General features: G+C 35.8%; 19 protein-coding genes and 1 pseudogene. 5 read left to right on the top strand and 15 right to left on the bottom strand.

Features of this window, described 5'->3' with window-relative positions; all coding sequences use genetic code 11:
- The first annotated feature begins 21 nt into the window (after positions 1 to 21).
- Positions 22 to 399 carry a hypothetical protein gene (locus BCR22_RS01425; RefSeq protein ID WP_069653227.1) on the top strand — a complete coding sequence of 126 codons (378 nt, stop codon included), beginning with the start codon at positions 22 to 24 and terminating at the stop codon, positions 397 to 399.
- On the opposite strand, the pseudogene BCR22_RS01420 reads toward BCR22_RS01425, so the two are convergent.
- The 6 genes and pseudogenes from BCR22_RS01420 to BCR22_RS01395 all read right to left on the bottom strand — a co-directional run bounded on the left by BCR22_RS01420 (position 396) and on the right by BCR22_RS01395 (position 6793).
- Positions 396 to 1919 (bottom strand): annotated as a pseudogene (locus tag BCR22_RS01420) (IS1182 family transposase). The gene BCR22_RS01425 and the pseudogene BCR22_RS01420 sit on opposite strands and share 4 nt — an antisense overlap.
- Before the next feature lie 202 nt (positions 1920 to 2121).
- A complete protein-coding gene (locus BCR22_RS01415; RefSeq protein WP_069653226.1) occupies positions 2122 to 2493 on the bottom strand; it encodes a hypothetical protein in 372 nt (123 codons plus the stop codon).
- 19 nt (positions 2494 to 2512) lie between these two features.
- The gene (locus BCR22_RS01410) at positions 2513 to 3406 is read right to left on the bottom strand and encodes a type II toxin-antitoxin system RelE/ParE family toxin (protein ID WP_069653225.1); all 894 of its coding nucleotides are present in this window, start codon (positions 3404 to 3406) and stop codon (positions 2513 to 2515) included.
- Positions 3407 to 3574: 168 nt separating this feature from the next.
- On the bottom strand, positions 3575 to 3796 hold the full coding sequence (locus BCR22_RS01405) for a T7SS effector LXG polymorphic toxin (RefSeq protein WP_069653224.1): 222 nt from the start codon (positions 3794 to 3796) through the stop codon (positions 3575 to 3577).
- Between the two features lie 3 nt (positions 3797 to 3799).
- A complete protein-coding gene (locus tag BCR22_RS01400; protein WP_069653223.1) occupies positions 3800 to 4141 on the bottom strand; it encodes a DUF3958 family protein in 342 nt (113 codons plus the stop codon).
- 504 nt (positions 4142 to 4645) lie between these two features.
- A complete protein-coding gene (locus BCR22_RS01395; RefSeq protein ID WP_069653222.1) occupies positions 4646 to 6793 on the bottom strand; it encodes a coiled-coil domain-containing protein in 2148 nt (715 codons plus the stop codon).
- Between the two features lie 618 nt (positions 6794 to 7411).
- Between BCR22_RS01395 and BCR22_RS01390 the strand changes: the two genes are divergently transcribed.
- Complete coding sequence (locus tag BCR22_RS01390; protein WP_069653221.1) at positions 7412 to 7609, top strand: hypothetical protein; 198 nt, start codon at positions 7412 to 7414, stop codon at positions 7607 to 7609.
- A 222-nt stretch (positions 7610 to 7831) separates the two neighbouring features.
- Here BCR22_RS01390 and BCR22_RS01385 read toward each other — a convergent pair whose 3' ends face one another.
- From BCR22_RS01385 to BCR22_RS01375, 3 genes are all read right to left on the bottom strand, one after another.
- The gene (locus tag BCR22_RS01385; protein ID WP_069653220.1) at positions 7832 to 8623 is read right to left on the bottom strand and encodes an HNH endonuclease; all 792 of its coding nucleotides are present in this window, start codon (positions 8621 to 8623) and stop codon (positions 7832 to 7834) included.
- A gap of 122 nt (positions 8624 to 8745) precedes the next feature.
- The gene (locus BCR22_RS01380) at positions 8746 to 9150 is read right to left on the bottom strand and encodes a hypothetical protein (RefSeq protein ID WP_069653219.1); all 405 of its coding nucleotides are present in this window, start codon (positions 9148 to 9150) and stop codon (positions 8746 to 8748) included.
- An 18-nt stretch (positions 9151 to 9168) separates the two neighbouring features.
- Positions 9169 to 9696, bottom strand: a complete 528-nt coding sequence (locus BCR22_RS01375) for an HdeD family acid-resistance protein (RefSeq protein ID WP_069653218.1) — start codon at positions 9694 to 9696, stop codon at positions 9169 to 9171.
- Between the two features lie 241 nt (positions 9697 to 9937).
- Here BCR22_RS01375 and BCR22_RS01370 point away from each other — a divergent pair, with 241 nt between their 5' ends.
- Together BCR22_RS01370 and BCR22_RS01365 are read left to right on the top strand one after the other, a co-directional pair.
- Positions 9938 to 10252: a PadR family transcriptional regulator gene (locus tag BCR22_RS01370; RefSeq protein WP_083241718.1), complete on the top strand. Its 315-nt coding sequence runs from the start codon at positions 9938 to 9940 to the stop codon at positions 10250 to 10252.
- Positions 10253 to 10256: 4 nt separating this feature from the next.
- A complete protein-coding gene (locus BCR22_RS01365) occupies positions 10257 to 11075 on the top strand; it encodes a DUF1129 domain-containing protein (protein ID WP_240485838.1) in 819 nt (272 codons plus the stop codon).
- Positions 11076 to 11223: 148 nt separating this feature from the next.
- Here BCR22_RS01365 and BCR22_RS01360 read toward each other — a convergent pair whose 3' ends face one another.
- The 6 genes from BCR22_RS01360 to BCR22_RS01335 all read right to left on the bottom strand — a co-directional run bounded on the left by BCR22_RS01360 (position 11224) and on the right by BCR22_RS01335 (position 18439).
- The gene (locus tag BCR22_RS01360; protein ID WP_069653216.1) at positions 11224 to 11598 is read right to left on the bottom strand and encodes a DUF956 family protein; all 375 of its coding nucleotides are present in this window, start codon (positions 11596 to 11598) and stop codon (positions 11224 to 11226) included.
- Positions 11599 to 11738: 140 nt separating this feature from the next.
- Entirely contained in the window at positions 11739 to 12650 is a 912-nt protein-coding gene (locus BCR22_RS01355; RefSeq protein WP_069653215.1) for a PTS system mannose/fructose/sorbose family transporter subunit IID, read from the bottom strand.
- Between the two features lie 22 nt (positions 12651 to 12672).
- Positions 12673 to 13479, bottom strand: a complete 807-nt coding sequence (locus BCR22_RS01350) for a PTS mannose/fructose/sorbose transporter subunit IIC (protein WP_069653214.1) — start codon at positions 13477 to 13479, stop codon at positions 12673 to 12675.
- 33 nt (positions 13480 to 13512) lie between these two features.
- Positions 13513 to 14511, bottom strand: a complete 999-nt coding sequence (locus BCR22_RS01345) for a mannose/fructose/sorbose PTS transporter subunit IIA (protein WP_069653213.1) — start codon at positions 14509 to 14511, stop codon at positions 13513 to 13515.
- Positions 14512 to 14790: 279 nt separating this feature from the next.
- Positions 14791 to 15285: a mannose/fructose/sorbose PTS transporter subunit IIB gene (locus BCR22_RS01340; protein WP_069653212.1), complete on the bottom strand. Its 495-nt coding sequence runs from the start codon at positions 15283 to 15285 to the stop codon at positions 14791 to 14793.
- Between the two features lie 256 nt (positions 15286 to 15541).
- Positions 15542 to 18439 (bottom strand): sigma-54-dependent transcriptional regulator, encoded by a 2898-nt coding sequence (locus tag BCR22_RS01335; protein WP_069653211.1) that lies wholly within the window; start codon positions 18437 to 18439, stop codon positions 15542 to 15544.
- Positions 18440 to 18720: 281 nt separating this feature from the next.
- On the opposite strand from BCR22_RS01335, the gene BCR22_RS15145 reads away from it, so the two are divergent.
- Positions 18721 to 19558 (top strand): DUF5776 domain-containing protein (locus tag BCR22_RS15145; RefSeq protein ID WP_141706521.1); only part of this gene is annotated, 838 nt, incomplete at its 3' end.

The following is a 19558-nucleotide window of genomic DNA, read 5'->3' as shown; positions in this document are numbered from 1 at the left end:
AAAAAAGAAAGGAGAACTACTTTGAAGTTTTTACCATATTTTTTTGTAGTTGTTGTTTTATCTTTTATCTTAGTAGGCTGCAAAGGGTCTAAGGATATAGAACAGTCTACATTTGTTGGAACCTGGCAATCAGTAAGAGACACTGAGAAGCAAATTAGTATAATAGAAAACAATGATCGTTCATTTGAGCTAGTATTAGATAATTTTGATTTTCTTGAAAACGGTGATTTAATAACCTCAGAACAAACAAAAAAAGAGCTAATTTTGAAGTCTCTTGATAAAGGTTCCATTTACTCATTTCATATGATTGATAAAAATCAATTAGAGTTTTACTTTTCTGCGAATCCCAATGAAAACATTGTTGGTGAGTCTCCTCCATTAATTTTAAAAAGAGCTTAGGACGTAAGTCCCAAGAACCGTAAAATAGAAGAATCCTTCTTATTTTCTAGCTTACTTAGTCTATACTTCCTTAAATTTACTGCCATTAACGCGAATCCAATTTCATTGTGTGTCTGCTGTTTCCCTCGAACAAAGAAACGAGTGAATCCTAAACAAGCCTTCAAATGTCCGAAAGCTAGTTCGACGTCAATTTTTCGTTGGCGATAGAGTTTCCCTGTTTCTTCTTCTGAAAGCAGCTGTTGAATCGTCGCTTTAAAGTATTCCCAGTTCATGTTCTTTTGAATCTCACGATTCTTGTCACTCTTCGCTTTTGTACATTTGCTTCGAAGAGGGCAATTTGAGCAGTCCTCACATTCATACCGTTTTAAATATCGTTTAAAACCATACTTATCTGTACGAATGGAATAATTGCGAAAAATCATCTTCCGTCCATCGGGACAAAGAAACGTATCCTTTAATTCTTGGTACGGCCAATTTGCTGGAAAGAACGGATTTCGTTTAAACTTTTTCTTCTGTTCTTTATGGTACATGGCGTAAGTGATGAGTGGTGTTCGCTCATGATCCTCTAAAACCGCTTGATAGTTTTCTTCACCTCCATAGCCGGCATCTGCGACAATATAGTTTGGCAGTTCAAAGAAACGCTCCTTTAAAGTGGTCAAAAAAGGGCGTAATATTCGTGTATCTGTTGGATTTGAGAAAAGGTCGTAGCCTAAAATGTATTGACTGTTCGTGGCAATTCGTTGCCCTAAAAGCTATCTGTGTTTTTGGTAAGCGAGTTTTCGCTCTTTAAAGTCCTGGAAAAGTTTCCTTAATTTTTTAGACACTTTTCGTTTAGAACGGATTGATTTGCGCGTACTTCCATCCTCTGCTTGTTCGATTTTGTCTGTAAACTTTTCTACAACATGCGCTAGATTTTCTTCAATCTTGCCTAATTCAGTGATAGATAATTCTTTTGCGGACTCTCGCTCAATTTCAGGAATAAGTTGATTTTTTAACAATTCATCATAAAGAAAATTTGATTTTTCAGTAAGCTTTTTATCAAAGTTATCAATCGATTTTCTCCAAACAAAGGTGTATTTATTGGCGTTGGCTTCAATCTTTGTGCCATCGATAAAAATGGCTTCTTCATCGATTAATTGTTCCTTGACTAATTGGCTACGGAACTGGACAAAGCACTCCCGAAGGAGTACATTCACTAAAGGATTCACTCGAAAACGATTGATGGTCCAATAACTAGGTTGATAACTTTGAGTGAGCCACATCATGCGAATACTGTCTTTCGTTAACGCTTCAATCTTACGACCAGAAAACACAGATTGCGTGTAAGCACACAAAATCATTTTCATCATCATTTTCGGATGATAAGAAGCAGGCCCCATTTGATGGTGGAAAGAGAGAAAACGTTCCTCCGGAATACTTTCAACTAATTGATCTATGGCAAACGCAATATCATTTTTTTCTAACTGAAAGCTAAAATCTAGAGGAAGAACGACTTGATTTGTGGTATAATTTTTAAACATAAGAACACCTCGCTGACTTATTTGTTTAGTCACTTTTATTTTAGCAAAGGTGTTCTTATTTTTGTACAACAAAATAATCCAGATGCCAATCAAGTTGACTGGTATCTGGATTTTTCATTAGAACTTATGTCCCAAGCTCATTAAATTCATTCGAAAATGATTCACTAGCAGTACACTAATAAAATTAGATACCTGAATAGTATTAATCAGCCATATCATCTTCAATTCCATGTTTATCCATATAATCCTTTTTGAATTGCATATATTCACTATGTGCCTCTTCAATTTTTCTTCTAGATATTATTTCCCATTCTTTTTTTAACTGGTCATTATGACTTTGATAATCATTTGTGTCTGGATTTATATCCATTTCTCCACCAAACCCTACAAAATCTTCTAAAGTATGAACAATTCCATGTTCTCCTGCGTAGCATAATTCATAGTCTGCATACGTAAAACCTATACCTGTGCCATTAAAATCATCAAAAGATTCACTTTCTCTGAATATTTTTACGAGATCCATTCCTTCCTCATAAAATACTTCTAATAATACATGCTTTATTCTAGTTTCCAAAAGAAAAACCTCTTTCACTTTAGTATTTGTGTCCTTTAAACACATCTTTTAGTTTTATTTTATCGGGACCGTCTTTTTCATAGGTTCCTCGGATTCCACCTCTATTATTTCCTGTCCCTTTTCCTCGGATATCAAATGCTCGTTCTCCTTTGCGATCACCTTTTAATGCGTGATCGTTCAAACCTGTTTTATCACCTTTAGATAATTTGTCCAACGCTTCATCTAGGGCTTTCTTTTGCTCTGGAGAAAGTTTTTTAATTTTTCTTTGTACATCTTTGGGTATTTCAATATCTACTTCATCTACATTGGAATCGCTGAATGATACAGAGGGGGCATCATTTAGGAGAGTTAGGATTCCAGTAGATACTATTATCGTCCCTATCCCTTTTACTACGTTTTTTATGTTCGCAGCACCACCAATACCAGGTAAGGCAATTGTCGGATCAACAATTCCTTTTTTTACGACCATTGCAGTATAACTGCTTTTCGGCAACGAATCTCCATGCAATTCTAAAATTGAATAAAGTTCAGAATTATTTTTTGGATTGAGTATCTTTCCATTTTTTAGAATGATCCAATCTACTTTATTCCCATTTGTCACACGCCGTATTTCATACCCACCTAGCTTGGCAATTGCGTTCTTAATGCTCTTATTTTTTATGGCTTCTAATTGCTCTTCTCTGCTTTCCCAACGCTTATTAATTGATATCGCCCAATTCATATCTAATTTACTGATGTTGAAAGTACCTGAAGAAGCATTCCATGCTTTGCATCCATTGACTTGAGCTAAACCACGAGAAAACTCTTGCTGACTTGCTTCATATTCAGCAAAAAAACTACTGGAACGAGCATTATAAGCGTGGAACTTTTCAAGTTTTTCTCTTTTTTTAGAAATAGAATCACAAGCGTTCATATATCGACGTTCTAAACTTGGTTGGAAGTTTTTCGAGACCTGCATCTGGTGTTCTAAATTTCTTTTAAGCTGTTCCAGTTGCTCAATCTGACTTTGGATTTGATCTTCGTCAGTATCGATACCCGAGACAGAGCTTTGGTATTCAGTGACTAAACGTTTGTGTGCTTGTTACATTGCTTCACCTGTCATAAGCGCTGATCGACAAAGAGGTGTATAAACCACACTAAAATAGCTTTTAGCAGAATCATAGGCTTTACCAGATAAAGGAGCAGACAAGAAATGAGAAATACTGTCTTGTAGTTGTGCAACTGCTTGATTTGCTTTATTACTCATACGTGCAGCTTCTGCTGCCTGTCTTTGCATCTCTCCTACATAGAATTTTAAACCCATCCCTCAATCCTCCTCGTTTTTCAGTAAAGATTTTCGCTGCAATTGGTAAGTCTCTTCTTCAGAATCAGCTAGTTCTTTTTTCATACGCTGCAATTGCTCTTCATTTTTTTCTAGTTGTTGTTGTGCTCTTTTTGATTGAAAAAAACTATCTTCCCCTTTATCCTGAAAAAATCTACGATCTTCTGGATCACTGGTTGCAATAAGTTCTGCATAAATCCGTTGTTCTTGTTGATTCAAATAGAAAAAATCTTCTCTTTGCTTCTCAACGGACTTCAGTTCTTGTTTGACCAAATCTTGTTCATTTTGAATCGCTGATAGTTGCGCTTTGTAATCTGATTCAATCATTTAAACCACCTACTCATAGGAGACGTATTTAGTTGAAATTTTTGTGCAGCCTGTTGATCAATTTCCGAAAAATCTTTAGCAACTGAATGGATTTTACTTCCTGCTGTTACTATACTTGTAGACAACTGCTAAAACATTTGTCCATACGTAGTTGCTGATTCCATGGCGATAGCGTTTCCAGAAATGTTCGTTCTAGAAGCTGTATTAGTTAAACTAGTAACTCTGTTCAGTGCACTAGCAGATTTACTAAATGAAGCAGATACGCCTCCTGCTACTGAAAGACTACTTTTTACTCCTATATAAATCCCCCACCTTTTATTTAGTAGTAAAAGTATAACAAAATGAGAACTTATAAACAATTCTATCTATACCATAAAGGAGATTTTCAACACTGAAGCTTCCACCTCCGCACACGTAGAGAACATATGATTCTATTATGACATTAATTAAAAAAACTGAGCTCAGCTAAAACCTGCTGCTCTCAGTTTATCGTTTATTATTTCATTATTGTCTTTCATTTTGTCGTGCAAGATAGGTTTCCAAATATTCACTTAATAGTTTATATCCTTCCATCTTTTGTTCCACTTCTTTCGGGCAATAAATCCACTTACCCATAACTTTTCGTTTCTTAGATAATACCTCTATTTCTTCTAAAAAATCATTCAACTCATTGATCAGTCGTTGCGTGCTTAATTCATTGCCTAATAAAATATCTTTCTTCTCTCGTTCATATACAGAAGCCCAGAGATAGGGGAGTACTTCAATTTGTCGGATATTCGCATAAAAGTTATCCTTTGGCATCATCCCTTTATGTCCTGACCCACGTCCTTGTTGGAAAAAGGAATGGATAGCCCACTCTAATTTTTTCAAACGACGTAAAGAGGGACCATTTGGGTCTTGGGAATTCGCACTATCTTGATTATACCCTTCTTCTATTGACCAAGAACTTTTAGCCCCAGTATGTTGTGGATGTTTTTCTGAAACACGATCAAGCATTTCTTCGATTGCTAACGTCACTGTCGGTCTCTCCTCGCCAACTTCTGCTACAGCTTTGGCGGGTCGATTTGCTTGTAGAAACGTCTCTTTGGTCGGGAAGCTTCTAGTTGCTTGTGCAGTAGCCGTTTGCTGGGATGTTTCTGCGCGTGTTGCTGGTGCAGGAGGTGGTCCTATCATTTTATTGCTTGTTCTTGTCACAGGGTCTTGCTGAGCTGTTTTGATTGGTTCCGTTTTTACTGCTGGTGTTGCTTTTGACGTTTGACGCATTTTTTGTTCTAACTCAGCGATTTTTTGATGTGCTTTGATTAATTGAACATCTACTTTGCCAACGGTTTGCGTTAATTTCTTTATTTCTGTTGCATTTGACTTTAACTGTTCTTGATCTTTTTGATGTTGTTCTGCTAGCCTTTTTGCTGAATCGCTTTTAGTCAGTTTTACTTTAGGCACTTTTTTCTTTTCATTTTTGACTATTGTAAGTTCTGTTTCAACAGCTTGTAACTTCATAGTCAATTGATCGATCACTTGGGTTAATTTAAGGGTTTCTGTGGTTGTTTTTTGTAATTGCCCATGATCTTTTTCAATTCTTGCTAGTGCTTCAGAATCTGGTTTCGCTTGTATAACGGTTGACTCTACAGCATTCAATTTCCCATTGATTTGCTGTAATTGGTGTGCGATAGTCGTAACTTCTTCATTGGTTGTCGCAACTTTCTCTGCAAGCTTTGCTTGTTCACTAATTGCTTTTTTAGCGGTAGAGAAGGTTAGTTTTGGTCTTTGTACTTGTTTATTTTTTTCGATTGTTTTCCTTAGTTCGGTGACTTGCTCATCCGAGTGAGTCAGTTTTTGTGTTAGCAAATCGATTCGCTGTACTGCTTCATCTAACCGACTTTCAACAGTTGGACCGGATTCTTCACTCGAATCAAATGTAATTTTGAATTTCGGTGGTGCTTTTGGCTTTGGCTGTTTTTCTAATTTATCCGTTATAAGCGTTTTAAAGGTTGCGAACTCTTCCGCTAATTGCCTTATTTTTTCGTCAGTCATTCTTAGCTGTTTAGCATTTTTTGATTCTAATGCTTCTTTAGCAGCAATTTTACTTTGTACTACTTTAACTACGGGCGGTGTTCTCTTCTCTTTAACAGTTTGAACTTCTTTGTAAAGATCATTTAAATTTTCACTAAATTGATTCATCATTTCGCTTAAAAGCAAGACTTCACTATTCGTTTCTTGTAATCCTTTTACCATTTCAAGCGGAACGTCTTCAGCAAAACTAGACAGATGCTCTAGAGGGCTTTCAGGAACTTCTAAACCGCTGATCCAAGTGCGTAAGTCGCTGATCTGTAATTTGCTTAATGGATGAGCCAAAGCTAATAGCAATGTAATGTAAACAGCTTTTTGTGTCACGCGAACATATAGATTTTTTACTACACAGTCTTCAAATTCATGGTTGAATTCATTTGGTAGGTCCGATAGAAGTACTTCAAATTGCTCTGGCTGTTCATAATCTTCTGATACTTCGAATTTTCTTATAAGATAGACAGAATATTGGCTCAGAACATCCTCTGAATACAGCTCTTCTCCTAATCGATTTGCTTCCATTTCTTTTCTTAAAAAAACTTTTTTGCTTCCTGTTGTACTCTTTGTAAGATTCACCTTTTCCATATGTACTAACGGCCCCTTTTTTTACTTGTACCTTACTTTTTTATTTAGAAACACCATTTTTATAATTCTATGTTTATTACACTCTTTTTTACAATCATTTTTAATTTTAACCTAAAAACAACTAGATTTGTTTTCATAAAATACGATAATGTTGTAAAAAAATGAGAATAATTGAGGTTTCACTCTATTTTATATGATTTATTTAAAGTGATTATCTGTTTTAAAAAAAAGATAAGATAAAACTAAGAAATAGTCCTATCTTATCTTTGATAATGCACTCTTTATAAACCGAATTTACCCCTTCTATTGCTTATCTATTCATCAATATAAAATGATCCACCTAATTACCATACAACTATTTACGATCAATATAAAATGTTTATGTTATTCTAAAAATTAAAATCGTCCTCACAATCGTAATAGAAACATCTTTAAAAACATCTAGTCTTGATTTTGACATATTCTCATTACCTCATTTTACGTTCTTATAAAACAGATCCAATGATCATGCCCCGCCTAAAGATGGAGAGAAAATCAGCCTAAAGGTGGATTCAGTGGCTAAGGATTCTTGCTATACTTTATTCATAGAGAACGAGAGAAAAACTGGAGGTTTTTAGAATGGAACATCGCTCAATGCTACTGAATATATTAATGGTAATCGGATTTTTCTTTATAGGAAGTATTATTTTAAGTATCATACTAGGACTTTTAGGTGGTTTATTGTGGCTAGGAATCAAGATCTTGATTCCTGTGGCTATCGCTGTATGGTTAGTTCGTATGATTTCAGGTCCATCAAATTCCCGTAGATATTATTAAGAGATCACTAAAAAAGATAAGCCTGGGACATAACTAAAAAGATTATGTTTCAGGCTATTAGTAACCGAATAAACGGTGGGCGCAGAAGCAACTCCTTCGGAAATAAGCTGAAATTCACAAAAATTTGAAGAGCTATTTTCGTAAATTCCTTCTTATTTCTCGGAGTTAAACACTTCTGTCCCAACCTCACCTTTTTTAGTTTTTTTCTTTTCCCAATCTTGCCTAGCTATTTTCTTTTGCAGTGTACATTTTCTCTTGGTAGTGCACTAGTTGCTGTTTTTTTATTTCTTCAATAGCGTTTACAGCGTATGCAACGCCCATGTGATAATCCTTATGGACTTGTTTGGAAACAGTTAAAAGATTACTTTCATGATCACTTCCTCCTGCGGATACAAAGACTAAGTGATGAATCTCCACTTGATGATCACTAGCTGGAATTCTGACACCAAAACGATTGGTAACTGCTAAATCTTCTCCAGTGACTCTGCAATAAAAACGATCTCTACTAGCTATTCTATGTGGTAACGTTGACATTCCTCGTTTAAAAAAAGTCGCTTTGCCATAGTTTCGGCTACAGCGATCCGAACAAAATGATCTTCTGCGGCCTTCCAAAGGGTGATTACACCATTTACATAATCGGTTATCTTCCCTAAAATCAATCGTTTCAAAGCCCAATGTTTCGCCAAATGCTTTTTCGTATTCATAAAGACTTAGCCAACGTCGTTTATATGTATCTGTTTTTTCTTCCAAACGTAATTGGCTTCCGTTCGCTTTGTAAACATATTTATCTGGAATTTCTTCCACTAATTCTTGAATTTCCTGTTTTCTGTCCGTTGAAAAAGCTAAAAAGTCGTTCGTCGCTAATTCACCCACACCGAATTGCCCGACTTTTTTACATTTAAAACAAATATAGAATTGCGGTAGCTCGGCAGACTCTTCCGAAAAAAGTAATTCTACTTTTCTTGAACAGTTTGGACAATAAGCCTTTGGTAGTTTAAAGCGATGATAGTTCATACTGTCATTCCTTCGTATTTTTTTCTATTATAGCGTATTTTTACAATTAACCGAATATAAAAAATAGAGGACGATCCCTAAAGATCAGCCTCTACTTTTTTTTTGATTCAATTCAGAATCGTTTATTCACCTAATTTATCCGTTTTTTTGACAATTTTTTTAATTTCATGAATGGCTTTCTTTTGTTCCAGGTAGCTCTTCACTTTATTTTCATCGCCATCGATTTTACCTAAAGTTGAATCTAATTTATCGATTTCAGTATTGATTTGGTAAACCAATGAATCTTGATCATCGATCCAGTTTTCAGCATTTTCTACTGCTTTATCAAGAGCTTTTTGCTCTTCTTTTTCGATCTTATTTTCTTTGCGGATAATTGATTTTATTTCATGTAACGCTTTTTCTTGTTCATAAAAATGTTTGATTTTGCTATCTGTATCTTCCATTTTTCCAAGAGTCACGTCTAACTTATCCATTTCTTTACCGATTTTTTCTACTAATTTTACTTCTTTTTCTGCATAATTTGTCATTATTTGTTCCTCCTCGTTTTATCTAAATGCGTAAACAATCTGCGTGATACCAAAAAGCATAAAATAAAATCCAACTAGAAAACTTAATGTTAATGCTGAAGATAAAGGATTCATTAATAACATGATTCCTAGAATAATCCCCAAAACATCAACGACTAAAGTAAACCAGAAATAGCCAGTACTGACTGATTTCGCTAAATCTAAAGCGAAAAGTCCAAAAACAGAGTCTAGGATAAACCAAATCGCAAAAATAAAGGGTAATGCTGCAACACCGATATTTAAGTTAAATAGGAAATATACCCCGATAATAATATCGATGACCCCTAAAATAATTGGCGCATAGGCTTTGTATCCTGTTAGTTCCTTCATTCTATTTCGTACTAATATTTCAAAAATCCCTTTCACAATTGCGAATACTGCAAAAACCATCACAATTGCAATTAAGTTTCCTGCTGGGTCTTGGAAAGATAGTAACGCTGTTAAAACAAATAGAATTCCTAGAATCAAAGAACCCCAGTCAATACCCTTCCTGCTTGTTTCATTCATAATGTCTCGCTCCTTTTTAATTCTTTCTACAATTTTATGGTACTCCTAAAAAAAGGCTAGGTCAAAATAAAAGGTCTGAAAAATAACAAAAAAATCTGTTTCTGTAAATTTTCCTTAAATTAATTTCATATATTAAATGCAAGAAAAAAATTAGTTTATAATAGAGCGCTATATTGTTTTACAACATAGTGTATGAATGGTATAGTGTATGACAATACACCATTCATACGGAGGGGCTTGTTTGGACACTACTCAGATGTTAAAAGGATTACTCGAAGGATGTATTTTAAAAATCATTCAAAAAAAAACAGTCTATGGCTATGAAATGATTACTTTATTGTCTGAATATGGTTTAAATATGGTCAGTGAAGGCAGCATCTATCCCGTCCTGCTCAAACTTCAAAAATTAGAATTGATCTCCGGTGAAATGCGCCCATCTTCAGAAGGACCAAAACGGAAATACTACTCTTTGACGCCAGCAGGCAAAGCCTACTTACAGCAATTTGAAAAACAATGGGTCATAATCTCCACAGGCGTAAACAATATTATCGAATAAGAAAATGAGGGCTGTAATAAATACAGAAGAATTAGTCGAACAAAATAATCAACTAAGAAAACAATTGAATCCAGAAAATAAAACATACTACGAAGAGATTTTAGTTTATATTCGCGTAAACATAAACAAGAAGGAAAAACAAACAGAAGAACTTCTCTTAGAAATGTTACAAGATATTCTCAATGCCCAAAAAAACGGTACTTCAGCACAAGTATTTTTTGGTAAAAATCCGAAAGAAATCAGCGATGCCATTTTAGCAGAATTACCAAATAATTCAAGCAAAGATTTAATAAAATTTGTCATGATGGTCTTTATTTTGCTACTTCAATTCAATCTATTTACGCTTCTTTTGGAACCTGTAATAGCCGTCAGTCTCTTTAAAACAGGTCTGCCGATTTTATTGTTAGCCTTAGCAATCATTTTTATACTTGCATCTGTAAAATACAGTCTCTTCTCAAAAAAAGTAAGTTATTCTTTTGCCTTGTCAGCCTTTATGTGTTGGTTAGCAACGTTCTTAGTACCAATAATCGATAATAAGATGAACGGGATAGGAAAAACAGTGATTCTTTCTCACCAATTATTTGCGTTGATTTTACTGCTTTTATCTGGCATTATTTTAGTCGGTTATTACTTAGAAAAAAGTAGCTTTTTAGAGACTATTCCTACTGTCATTCTTGCAGTTTTAGCATTCACTATTTTCATAGGTTTAGTCAATCCAGCTACATTATCTCTTGCTAGCAAAATGCTTTTTTCAACCTTATTATTGCTGATCATGTTTGTACTTCCTTCTATTCAATTTTATAGACAAGAAAAAAAGAATTAATTCTATTTATACTAAAAATACATGGGTGTGATACAAAAGTAAAAATCACTTTTGTATCACACCCTAATTGCGAATAAACGGTAGGAGCAGAAGCAATCCCTTCTTATTTTTTTGGATTAAACCCTTCTGTCCCCGCCTCCTATATTCTTTATTTTTTTTTACCTAAGGTTTTAAATGCTCGTTTGATGACATCAAAGAATCCTAATGATTGTACCATATGATCTGGTGCAACATATTCTTGCATTTCTCTAAGTACTTTTTTAGGTTGCTTAGAAGAAAAGGTAAAGGTTCCATTTTTCTTTGTTTGAATCGCATAACGCGGAATCCATTTCCCTTTAAACATCACAGAAGCAATCACGTAATCAACTTCTTCCCACGGAATTTGAACAAATTTACGGCTATCACGAGAATTATAAAATTCAAAACCTTTGTCGCCGATCATAATTTTCCCATAATCCGTAAGACCCGTAAAAGCGGTGGCATCCGTTATGAAATCTACTTTCGTATTCAGTGATTGAACCATTTTAATTGCCCCATTTCCCTTGTAATCTATCCTTTTTATTATACGTGTTACCAAAGAATTAAGCTATGTAAAAGAACTTAGGACAAAACAAAGAAATCGTTTTGCCCTAAGAGTAGAATCGAAGTAAAATTCAGGTTAAATTATAGTAATCCAATAACGTGACCAAGCACACCGACTACGAATAAACCAAGAATGATAACGATTGGTGAAACTTTTTTCTTCAATAACCACATACAGAAGAATGTTAATAGTAAAGCTGCTAACCCAGGAATCAATTGATCTAAGTTATCCTGTAGAGTCGTTACTTTCATTGCTGAAAGTGCTTTACCTGAGCCAACTTCCTCAAATGCTTTTTGAAGTCCTGAACCATCGATTGGTAGTTTATCCCATTCTACATAAGCACCTTTATCCAATTTAACCGTAGAAACAATTGGAAGGAACTTGATGGACACCCATCGCTGTACCAGAGCTGCCAATACGAACATCCCTAAAATCGAAGCACCTTTCGTTATGTCTTGTAATAATCCACCTGAAAGGTCTTCTGTGATTTTAGAACCCGCTTTATAGCCAAATTCTTGTGTATACCACATAAATGACCAACGGATTAAATTCCATGCTACGAAGAAAATAATTGGGCCTAAGATATTTCCGCTAATCGCTAATGAAGCACCAAGCGCGCCTAACATCGGACGAACAGTAAACCAAAACACTGGATCACCAACACCAGCCAAAGGTCCCATCATTCCAACTTTTACCCCTTGAATTGCTACATCATCAACGGGTGCGCCATTGGCACGTTCTTCTTCCAACGCTAATGTTACACCAAGAATTGGCGAAGCAATATATGGGTGAGTGTTAAAGAACTCTAAATGACGTTTTAATGCTGATGCACGATCTTCTTTTGTTTTATATAATTTTTTGATTGCTGGGATCATTGAAAATGCCCATCCACCATTTTGCATACGTTCATAGTTCCAAGAGCCCTGAATAAATGTAGAGCGCCATGCAACGGCTAAACGATCTTTTTTGGATAATTCAATTTTTTCTGCCATGTCTCTTCTCTCCTCCTTCAGTTTAATAGTCGTTTAAGATATCGCCAAGCGGATCACCAGTGTTGTTTCCGCCACCGCCACCATTTGAAGAACCGCCCATTTTAGAAAGGTTCAAATAGATCAATGCTAAGGCAACACCTAAAGCACCCAGTGCGATCAATGTTAATTGAGAAATTGCTGCTACAACGAAACCAATGATAAAGAATGGCCATACTTCTTTGGTTGCCATCATGTTGATTACTAATGCGTACCCCACAGCTACGACCATACCACCACCGATTGCCATTCCTTCAGTCAACCATGCTGGCATTGATTCCAATGCAGATTGAACCGTTTCTGCTGGAATGAATAACAATGCTGCTGCTGGAATTGCAATGCGGATACCTTGCATACATACTGCTAAAATGTGCAACATTTCGATTTTTCTAACATCACCCTTTTCAGCTGCAGCATCCATCATGTGCACGATTGGTACAGCAAGTGTACGAACGATCATTGTTAAGAAAAGACCTGCTACTGCAAGTGGCACAGCAATCGCGATTGCTGATGGAACACCTTTAACACCTTGTCCGCCTAAAACTAAAATAATTGCTGATGCAACAGATGCTAATGCCGCATCCGGTGCTACTGCGGCTCCGATGTTCGCCCAACCAAGTGCGATCATTTGTAATGTTCCGCCAAGAACGATCCCAGCTTCCAAGTTACCAGTTACTAAACCGATCAAGGTACATGCCACTAACGGTTGGTGAAATTGGAATTCATCAAGAATTCCTTCCATACCAGCTAGAAAGGCAACTAAAATTACTAAAATAATTGTTATAATAGACATGATAAGCCTCCTATTTTCATTTGAATTTTTGGATTATTTTGAGTGTGCTTGTGCTAACTCATGTTTCGCTTTTTTAAGGATTTCATCCATATTCGCGCTAGAATCATTTGGAACTTTACGGACGTCAAATTTAACACCTAACTCTTCTAATTTCTCAAAAGCTTCAACGTCTTCTTGTCCCATTGACAATACTTTACTTACAACTACTTTCCCGACTGAATGCGCCATAGAACCAACGTTTACTTCTTTGATGTCTACGCCTGCCTCGACTACTTTGACTACATCTTCAGGATTTTCAAACAATAGTAATGCTTTGGTATTCCCAAAACGTGGATCTTTTGAAATTTCAATCATTTTACTAATTGGAATAACGTTCGCTTTTACGCCGGGAGGAGCCGCTTGTTCAATCAATTTTTTGCGAAGATCATCTTTAGAAACTGCATCCGATACAACGATGATTCGATTTGGTAAAACTGATTTTGTCCAAGCTGTCGCCACTTGACCATGCAATAAACGAGAATCGACACGTGCCAAAACGAATTTGATTTTACCGTCACCAACAACTGTTCCTTCTGGTAATGCTCCTTTTGGTTGTGCGTCTTCTACAACAGCTTTTGGTGCTTCAGCAGGTTCTAGCTCTTCTGGTTTGATTCTTACGCCTTCTTTAGCTGTTTCAAGAATATGTGTTGCGATTTCTTGAGCAGAATTCATTGAGAAACGAGAAGCATACGCTTCAATCAACATTGGTAAGTTCAATCCGCTAACAATCGCCCATTTGTCTTTATGCTCTTCAAACAAACTATTCGCTTGGTTAAACGGTGTCCCTCCCCATAAATCGACTAAGAACAATACTTCGTCTTCTTCATCAAACGTTGCGATTGCTGCTTTTAATTTGGCTTTTAAATCGTCTGGGCCTTCGCTAGGCATCAATACAACTGCTTGTACTTTTTCCTGTTCACCAAAAATCATGGAACCGGATTGTAAAATGCCTTGAGCAAACTCCCCATGGCTAGCAATAATAATTCCTACCATAATTTGATACCTCCTATATTTTTTTCAACTACTTATCACTAAATCAACAACAGATGAAAACACCGACTAAAAATAAAAAATAGAAAAAATGCGTTACTCGGTTTGTGTTTTCAATTACTTCTTGCGATCTGTCAGATGATTTTTGAACATTCCTATTCCTCAACGATCACTCCATATATTGATTTTGATCGATTGGATCACTCCTTCCAATTCTATGCATATGATACGACTAGTAACATCGAGTCAGTCGTGCCATTTATATAGAATCTGAAAAAAGACTCACACTAACTGTTCTTTTTTCAGCAATTCCATCAAATCTATTTTGTTGTCTGCAACTACTTTCCGAATCTCCAACGTAATACCTTGATCATGTAAATACTGGAATGCGGCGATATCCTCTTTGTTAACCGCAACAGCATTGGTAATCATACGCTTGCCACTGGTAAAACTCATTCCGCCAATATTGACAGAGTTGAATACGACATGACCTTCTACCACACGTTTTACGTCTTCTGGATTTGTGAACAACAACATTACCTTTAAGCTATCAAAACGGTCATCTGAAAAAATATTGATCATCTTTTCAACAGTAATGACATTTACTTTTACACCAGGCGGCGCTGCTTGTACAAGCAATGCTTTTCTTAGTGTATCATGTGCAACTGCATCGCTAATGACTATGATCCGGTTTACATTGGTACTTTTGGTCCAAACGGTCGCAACCTGTCCATGGATTAAACGATCGTCGATTCGCACTAAACGAATATCCATCATGTTTGTTGTTCTCCTTCTCAAGGTTACTCTAATCTGCAAATTCTTGATTCATTATTACTAAAATACTATGTCTAGTCATTTATTGCCAAAATAAAGACTAAAAGAATTCGCCAAATCATTACAAGTGGATTGCTTGAATAATAGACAAATTTTATCCACTGTCTTATTTAAAGCAATTTCCATGCCAAAAATAGTGTATTAGCAAAATAAAGAGAAAACTAAGGCTTTTTTTAAGAGAATACACAAAGAAGATACACTAAAACAGTGTATCTTCTTTGTGTATCGATTCTAGTGTATCATCTGTATTTTGAGCTTGATTCAACTGTGTATTTTTGATCAACTGAATAATATAATAAATTTCTTCCACTGGTAACTCAATTTTAAATAGTTGCTTTAGATAAACGGCTGCTTCTATTACGATTTCATAGCTAGGTTCGCTTGTGACCTGTGTTCGTTCTTCTTCGGTCAGCGTCAATGTATCATGCTGTAGCACTCTTTCTAACATACCGGCTAAATGCATGACGAAATTAACATAGAACGTATAATCCAATTGTAGATTCAGCTTAGTTCGGATGATGTCAACAAATCCCCATAACGGATCAATTACTTTTCTGGGATTGATAAAGGTAAAGCTTTCCTCCATGTACTCAACACAGATTTTTTTAGCCATTGGCTCATCCATTTCTTGTGTTTCTACATAAATATCACTATCCATCAATAGCTGATTGATCACAGACTCCGCTTCACCAGAGAAAAAGGTTTCCATCGGAATAAATGGTGCTGCAATTTTAGGATCTGTAATACCCGTTGTCGCAATAACACGATATTCTTCTTGAATGGCAACAAGTTGCTCTTTCATATCGACAATGGACAAGGGGAATACTTCTAATTCTAAAGCTAATTGGGATGGGACAGCAGCTTCGATCATTTCTTTCATCCGCTTAGCAGTTCCTTCCCCAGAAGCACAGATTGCGATGATCACTCTTTTTTTCCACGTCTCCAAAGAATCCATTTCTCTCTCTTGATGAATTTTGGCGTATCCTTGAAAGTTTTTCAGTGACTCATATAATGTCTCCAACTGTGTATCGATCAATGTCGTTTTTCTCGCTGTCTCTAAAACGATTGGTGTTGTGACCATATCAACTGTTCGAACTTCGATTCCTGTCTGCCGCGTGATTTCATCTGAAAACGTAGCTAAAGAACCCATATCTACCAAAAGAATCACACCACTGTCTTCATTGACTTCTTTGACTACATTCACGATTTGGTGCAAAGCTTCTTTCGGTTGCATTTCTAACGGCATATCGACCGCTCTTAAATTATCAACATTCAACAATTGGGATACCACTTGCACCATGCTTGTTGCTGTACTTTTTCCGTGGGCAGCAACGACAATACCAATCCGTCCTGCATCTTTATTTTCTCTTAGTGAAATGAGTAATACCGCCAGATAATAGGTTTCAAATTCAGGTATTTTCATTTGATAATTGATTTCAATAATACGTTTTATTTCTTGTGCTGTCTCAAATTCTACCGGATAATCCAACACCATATTTTTGATATTCTCATTTAATTTGTGTTGGCGCTCTTCACCATTTTGAATTCGTTTTAAGAATGAACTAATGTGCAAGCTCATGGCATAAATAAAATTTGATTGGAAATTATAGTTTAGTTTTTGTTTAGCAAAAGTATAGATTTCTTTGGTGACATCGATTATACGCTGATCGACGATTTCTGCTAACTTGTTTTCAGTATCAAATGTAAAACCATGATCTTTATAGAAAGATTTTAAATGTACATTGATATCTGTTGTAATAAAATTGTTGATCACTTCTTGTTCTAATCCATCAGCTTTTAATAAAGCTGCTTTATCACCAATAATTTCATATAAATTATAGGGTAATTCATATGAATCTGATTGTATCGTTACTAAAGGTTCATTGGGTGTAACGATCATTTGCGGTTCCAAATATTTTGATAGTTCCGCCAATGCTTCACGATTGCTCGCTAGCTGCATCATCCCTTCTTTGATGCTATCGGTCAATTCATCGATCGTGATTGTCAATTCATCTTGGTCGATATGATTTAAAAAGCCTCTAGCTGTCACTAACTGAACATTGGATTTCAATTGTCCTACATTGCCATAAGAAACACTACCGATCAAAGCTTTCACTACATCTTCTGATAACGAAATTTTTTTCTGAATACGTGAAGCTTCCATTGAGATCATCACTCTAAGAAGATCAATTTTTTCTTTTGCAGGGCGATCAATAAAATTAGGTAACTGAATGATGATCGGAATTCTGCGGACAAACGTATTTAGTAAAGAAGAGGTTGGGTTTTCAGTTGTTGCACAAATAATCCTCACATCTGCTTGACGATTTTTAACGGTTTCCCCCAATCTTGAATACGTTCCATGATCCATAAAATAAAAGACCATTTCTTGTCCTTCTGGTGGTAAACGGTGAACCTCATCAAGAAATAGAATGCTTCCATCTGCTTCATGAATGATTCCTTCTTTGGCTTTCGTTGCGCCTGTAAATGCGCCTTCTGCATAGCCAAAAAGATGCGACATCAATAATTCCGGATTGTGAGCATAATCAGCGCAATTAAAGACAACTAATTTTTTATCTGGAGCGATCACATGATTCATTAAGGCAAATTGGAACATGGCATGAGCGAAATAGGTTTTCCCAGATCCAGTTGGGCCAGTAATCAAACAGTTCAATCCTTTTGGTGGATACAGTATCGCTGCTTTCGCTTGTTCGACAGGCGTCCTCATGCTGCCAGCAGAGCCAATCATCCCTTTGAAAATGTCTTCTCCAGTAAATTTTTTTGAAGGTTTATGTACGTGATGCATACGTGCTGTAGTGTCCTCAACTAGACTATGTTCACGGTAACTTTTTACAGGCTTTGTTAATGGTTGATATTTAAAAATGACTTTGTCGACATACTTTACAGGACGACCCTCTGTTTTTTCTAATAATCCTTCCCGTACTAGTTGATTTAAGTCTTTGCTAGCATTTGTTCTTTGGATATCTAATGCATCTGAAACATCCCCTGTAGTCACACCACTACCTAAAGAGACATCACTAGGCGTTAAATTTTCCGTCTGCTCTTTTACATAAAGATAGATTCGTTCGATACGTTTCATCCTGACTCCTCCTTTTAAAATTAAAAGCTGTATTCGTGCGTTTCAACCTAGCCCATAGTTAGATAACATTAAATGCTAAAACAACAAACGATACACTAATTTATGTGTATCATACAGTGTATCGTTTTAAAAGTACACAGATAACCTTTTTATTAGAATGTTTCACATGAAACAAGTTGTGATAGAACATTGAAAGAATACTGAATGGTTAGGATTACTTTATTCAGATAAACTGTGTCTAGCAGCTGCAAAATAATTAAAAAAGGAAAGAAGGAAACAATATGGCAAAAATTGGAGATGACTATCCAGCTAAGTGGAAAAACTTACCACTTAATGCTACAGTTGATACATGGGGAATGATCACTCGACAATGTACGTCTTTTGTAGCAAACCGTTTAAGTGTGGTTAACAAATTTAATATCACTCGTCCCCCTAATAATTGGAATGCAAATGTCTGGGGAAGTAATGCCCAGAGTATGGGATACAATGTAGACAAAAATCCAACTGTAGGTTCTGTAGCTTGGTGGAATGCTAAATTTCACGTGGCTTGGGTGGCAGAGATTAGTGGAAATAGTGTTTTAATTGAAGAATACAACAACCCTGCAGATTCTGGAAACTATGCGACAAGATGGATTGATAGGAATGCAGTGGATGGCTATATTCATTTTAAAGACTTAGTTTCACAGATTGATCTATCTAATTATTACACAACAAATCCCGGCTTTGTTCAGTTAAAAAATGATGACTATTATTATACAACAGCAGAATTTACAAGTAAAAATACCAAAGTTCTCAAAGGAACAATCGTTAAAGTGGATGCCATTCAATATTCAAAAGGTGGTTACCCTAGATTGAAAACCGCAAAAGGTTTCTTAACTGCAAATAAAAATTATGTACAACAAAAAAACATGAGTCATTATTTCCTATCGAATCCCGGTTTTATCAAAATGATTGCGGACGATTTTTACTATACTTCAACTAATTTTACTACCAAAAAAACAGCTATAAAAAAAGGAGTCATTGTTAAAGTTCTAGGGATTGAATTTTCTAATTGGGGCATACCTCGTTTGAAATGTGACAAAGGCTTCCTTACTGCAAATAAATCTTATGTGCAACAAC

It is taken from the genome of Enterococcus plantarum (assembly GCF_001730295.1).
GTDB lineage: Bacteria > Bacillota > Bacilli > Lactobacillales > Enterococcaceae > Enterococcus_L > Enterococcus_L plantarum.
The sequence above is the reverse complement of the archived record's forward strand: the minus strand, read 5'-3'. Positions and strand labels throughout refer to the sequence as shown.

What these genes read in the sequence shown, in the direction of transcription:
- BCR22_RS01340 (WP_069653212.1), bottom strand. Translation starts at nt 15,285, where the DNA reads ATGATGGATATTCGTTTAGTGCGAATCGACGATCGTTTAATCCATGGA.
- BCR22_RS01410 (WP_069653225.1), bottom strand. Translation starts at nt 3,406, where the DNA reads ATGAACGCTTGTGATTCTATTTCTAAAAAAAGAGAAAAACTTGAAAAG.
- BCR22_RS01365 (WP_240485838.1), top strand. Translation starts at nt 10,257, where the DNA reads ATGAGGGCTGTAATAAATACAGAAGAATTAGTCGAACAAAATAATCAA.
- BCR22_RS01385 (WP_069653220.1), bottom strand. Translation starts at nt 8,623, where the DNA reads ATGAACTATCATCGCTTTAAACTACCAAAGGCTTATTGTCCAAACTGT.
- BCR22_RS01355 (WP_069653215.1), bottom strand. Translation starts at nt 12,650, where the DNA reads ATGGCAGAAAAAATTGAATTATCCAAAAAAGATCGTTTAGCCGTTGCA.
- BCR22_RS01390 (WP_069653221.1), top strand. Translation starts at nt 7,412, where the DNA reads ATGGAACATCGCTCAATGCTACTGAATATATTAATGGTAATCGGATTT.
- BCR22_RS01335 (WP_069653211.1), bottom strand. Translation starts at nt 18,439, where the DNA reads ATGAAACGTATCGAACGAATCTATCTTTATGTAAAAGAGCAGACGGAA.
- BCR22_RS01375 (WP_069653218.1), bottom strand. Translation starts at nt 9,696, where the DNA reads ATGAATGAAACAAGCAGGAAGGGTATTGACTGGGGTTCTTTGATTCTA.
- BCR22_RS01405 (WP_069653224.1), bottom strand. Translation starts at nt 3,796, where the DNA reads ATGGGTTTAAAATTCTATGTAGGAGAGATGCAAAGACAGGCAGCAGAA.
- BCR22_RS01350 (WP_069653214.1), bottom strand. Translation starts at nt 13,479, where the DNA reads ATGTCTATTATAACAATTATTTTAGTAATTTTAGTTGCCTTTCTAGCT.
- BCR22_RS01395 (WP_069653222.1), bottom strand. Translation starts at nt 6,793, where the DNA reads ATGGAAAAGGTGAATCTTACAAAGAGTACAACAGGAAGCAAAAAAGTT.
- BCR22_RS01345 (WP_069653213.1), bottom strand. Translation starts at nt 14,511, where the DNA reads ATGGTAGGAATTATTATTGCTAGCCATGGGGAGTTTGCTCAAGGCATT.
- BCR22_RS01380 (WP_069653219.1), bottom strand. Translation starts at nt 9,150, where the DNA reads ATGACAAATTATGCAGAAAAAGAAGTAAAATTAGTAGAAAAAATCGGT.
- BCR22_RS01360 (WP_069653216.1), bottom strand. Translation starts at nt 11,598, where the DNA reads ATGGTTCAATCACTGAATACGAAAGTAGATTTCATAACGGATGCCACC.
- BCR22_RS01400 (WP_069653223.1), bottom strand. Translation starts at nt 4,141, where the DNA reads ATGATTGAATCAGATTACAAAGCGCAACTATCAGCGATTCAAAATGAA.